Raw genomic sequence first — 3097 nt, 5'->3', positions numbered from 1 at the left:
AATTCGACCAACTGCTGGTGGGTTGCCCTGACTACTTACGGCGAAGGCTGGCACAACAATCACCACGCTTACCAATATTCAGCGCGTCACGGGATGAAATGGTGGGAAATCGATATCACCTGGATGACAATTCAAGTATTGCAATTGCTGGGTTTGGCTACCAAGGTGAAACTGGTTGAAGCTGGAACGGCTAAAGAGTAAGAGAAACGAGCCTGCCCGATCTCGATCGCAGATTGCTTGCAAATCATAGCGGGTATGCTAATATGTTTAAGCGGTAAATCAAGTCCGCTTAAGTGCGAGTGTAGTTTAGTGGTAAAACTATAGCCTTCCAAGCTATTGATGCGGGTTCGATTCCCGCCACTCGCTTAGTCTCCAATCTAGTCATAGCAACAGTTACAGCAGAAGCATAAGGCCTGTAGCAAGTTACGATTACGCGCCGATCGATCCGAATGTCTTCTCATCTCATCAAAAAGCGAGCCGAAATTAGATTTGGCTCGCTTTTTATTCAAAGCTCGTCAACCACTGCAATTCAGATCGCAGATGAATTTTGGGGCGATCGTGAGAAGGCGATCGGACAATCTCTAGATAACTTTTTTCTCCTTACCCTAGCCGCGATCGATTCAGTTTTCAATTTTCCGGTGCATTAAGGTGGTGTGGCGGATTATTCTAATTCTTAGGCTTCAGCAATGCGCTTGATATTTTCCATGACGCTGGGTAACACGATCCGAAATCTTCGCCCTAGCAACAAACCAAACAGAAAAGCGAGTAGTCCTTGGAATGAAACTTCATGGGTGAAGTATGTACCATCTGACTGACTATAAAGGTGGCGATATACATTCAACTTGCATAGCGGTAATTTAAGTGTGAACGTGTAGCTATTTCCGGCATTTAATTGTGAGATGATAAATGGGGAAACTCGACCTGCTTTAGGAGTGAGTTTACCTACCGATCCCAGCACAAAAGCACCTTCCAAGCGAGCATCTGACAATTCAGTATCCCATGCCGACCAATGTTCTACATCTGTCCAAATTGCCCAGATTTTCTCTGGTGAAGCCGAAGTTTTAAGCGTGTGACTAAATTTCATAAGATTTTTCTGCCACAAGTATTAAGTAGGGGGTATCTAAACACCGTAAAATGTTGTCACTGTCAATATAATATCTAAATATTGGCATTGTCAATATCTGGGTGAAAAGTATGCCTAAATATCATCACGGCGACTTGCGTAATACGCTAATCTCAATCGCGATCGAACTACTGGCTGAAGACGGACTTCAGGCACTTAGTTTGCGAAAAATGGCACAGAGGGCTGGCGTGAGTCATAACGCGCCCTATATGCACTTTGCTGACAAAGAAGCCGTGCTGGTGGCGATCGCAGCAGAGGGCTTTAGGCTACTAGCAGTTGATGTAGAATCGGCGATCGCGCGATCGGGTAGCAGTACACGCGAGCGATTGATTGCCGCAAGTCAGGCTTATGTGCGCTTTGCACTGGGACATCCCGATCGCGTACAAGTCATGTTTCGTCCTGTTGATGAGGCAAAATATCCCAGCCTCGTAGAGACTTCTCAGTCATCACTACATCGATTATTCGAGCTGGTTAAATCTGGGCAGGATCGTGGAGAACTAAAGGCTGGCGATACTCAAGCAATGACCAAAGCGATCTGGGCAATGGCTCATGGCATATCAGCTATTTCGATTGCTTATCAAACCAGCATTATGTCACCAACCACATCATCGGAAGATCTGACATCAATGTTTGTCAGTTTTTTATTGGATGGATTAGCCGCATAACAACCAAGATCGTCGGACGGAGATCGATCGCTTACACTAGCTGGAGTTAGATTTTACCGTTTATGAATGCAGATCCAGACTTGATGCCGATCGAATATCTCAAAGAGGTTCGATCGATCCTGGCTGTGGATGGGATGAAATGCTAACAGACTCACCACTTTGTATATACTGAGTCATGAGCCTGAAAATAAAATCTGTCACCATCCCCATCTTCAGAAGTTAGGAATTTTTATCGTAATGTCATTTTCTAAAATCTTAATTGCCAATCGGGGCGAAATCGCGCTGAGAATTATTCGTACCTGTGGTGAAATGGGGATTGGTACGGTTGCCGTGCATTCGACGATCGACAGGCGGGCACTTCACGTTCAACTTGCTGATGAAGCCGTATGTATCGGCGAACCGATCGGGAGTAAGAGTTATCTCAACATTCCAAATATTATCTCTGCGGCTCTGACGCGCAATGCTACAGCAATTCATCCCGGCTATGGGTTTCTGGCGGAGAACGCCCGGTTTGCCGAAATCTGTGCCGACCATCATCTGACTTTTATCGGCCCTTCACCAGCCGCAATGCGGGCGATGGGCGACAAATCTACTGCTAAAGAGACGATGAAACGGGTAGGAGTCCCGACGGTACCTGGTAGCGATGGACTCCTCGCCGATGCCGAAGAAGCACTGAAAATTGCGGGTGAAATCGGCTATCCCGTGATGCTCAAAGCCACTGCTGGCGGTGGCGGACGCGGGATGCGGCTGGTACGTGAAGAAGCAGACTTGGTGCGACTTTATCATGCCGCCCAGGGTGAAGCCGAAGCTGCTTTTGGTAATGGTGGTGTCTATATCGAGAAATTTATCGAATGCCCCCGCCATATCGAATTTCAGATCCTCGCTGATAACTATGGCAATGTTGTCTATCTGGGCGAACGTGACTGCTCGATCCAGCGACGGCATCAAAAACTCCTTGAAGAAGCGCCCAGCCCCGCCTTAACCCCCGAACTTCGTCAGAAAATGGGTGCCGCCGCGATCGCGGCGGCTAAATCGATCGATTATGCGGGCGTCGGTACGGTCGAATTTTTTCTCGATAAGCATGGGGATTTATACTTTATGGAGATGAATACCCGCATCCAAGTCGAACATCCCGTCACCGAAATGATTACCGGACTAGACCTAATTGCCGAGCAAATCCGTGTCGCTCAAGGTGAAAAACTTGCCTTCACCCAAGAGCAAGTAGTTTTAAAAGGACACTCGATCGAATGTCGCGTCAATGCCGAAGATCCCGACCACAATTTCCGACCATCCCCCGGTAAAATCACTG

4 protein-coding genes, 1 tRNA gene and 1 pseudogene are annotated in these 3097 nt (G+C 47.4%); 5 read left to right on the top strand and 1 reads right to left on the bottom strand.

Annotated elements, in window-relative coordinates; translation table 11 throughout:
* From RMO35_RS23580 to RMO35_RS23570, 3 genes and pseudogenes are all read left to right on the top strand, one after another.
* A pseudogene (locus tag RMO35_RS23580) lies at nt 1-201 on the top strand (acyl-CoA desaturase); the annotation flags it as partial.
* 94 nt (nt 202-295) lie between these two features.
* Nucleotides 296-366, top strand: a tRNA-Gly gene (locus RMO35_RS23575).
* An 83-nt stretch (nt 367-449) separates the two neighbouring features.
* Nucleotides 450-647: a hypothetical protein gene (locus RMO35_RS23570; RefSeq protein ID WP_309744915.1), complete on the top strand. Its 198-nt coding sequence runs from the start codon at nt 450-452 to the stop codon at nt 645-647.
* Nucleotides 648-673: 26 nt separating this feature from the next.
* Here the strand turns inward: RMO35_RS23570 and RMO35_RS23565 are convergent, their stop codons facing one another.
* Nucleotides 674-1084 (bottom strand): SRPBCC family protein, encoded by a 411-nt coding sequence (locus RMO35_RS23565; RefSeq protein ID WP_309744913.1) that lies wholly within the window; start codon nt 1082-1084, stop codon nt 674-676.
* Nucleotides 1085-1194: 110 nt separating this feature from the next.
* Here RMO35_RS23565 and RMO35_RS23560 point away from each other — a divergent pair, with 110 nt between their 5' ends.
* Both RMO35_RS23560 and accC read left to right on the top strand, forming a co-directional pair.
* Entirely contained in the window at nt 1195-1788 is a 594-nt protein-coding gene (locus RMO35_RS23560) for a TetR/AcrR family transcriptional regulator (protein WP_309744911.1), read from the top strand.
* Between the two features lie 237 nt (nt 1789-2025).
* Nucleotides 2026-3097, top strand: a 1072-nt coding sequence (gene accC, locus RMO35_RS23555) for an acetyl-CoA carboxylase biotin carboxylase subunit (RefSeq protein WP_309744909.1), incomplete at its 3' end; no start/stop codon positions are given.

The sequence above is a fragment of the Chamaesiphon sp. OTE_20_metabat_361 genome, from assembly GCF_031364565.1.
Note: the sequence above shows the minus strand (reverse complement) of the source record. Positions and strands in the feature narration are given on the sequence as shown.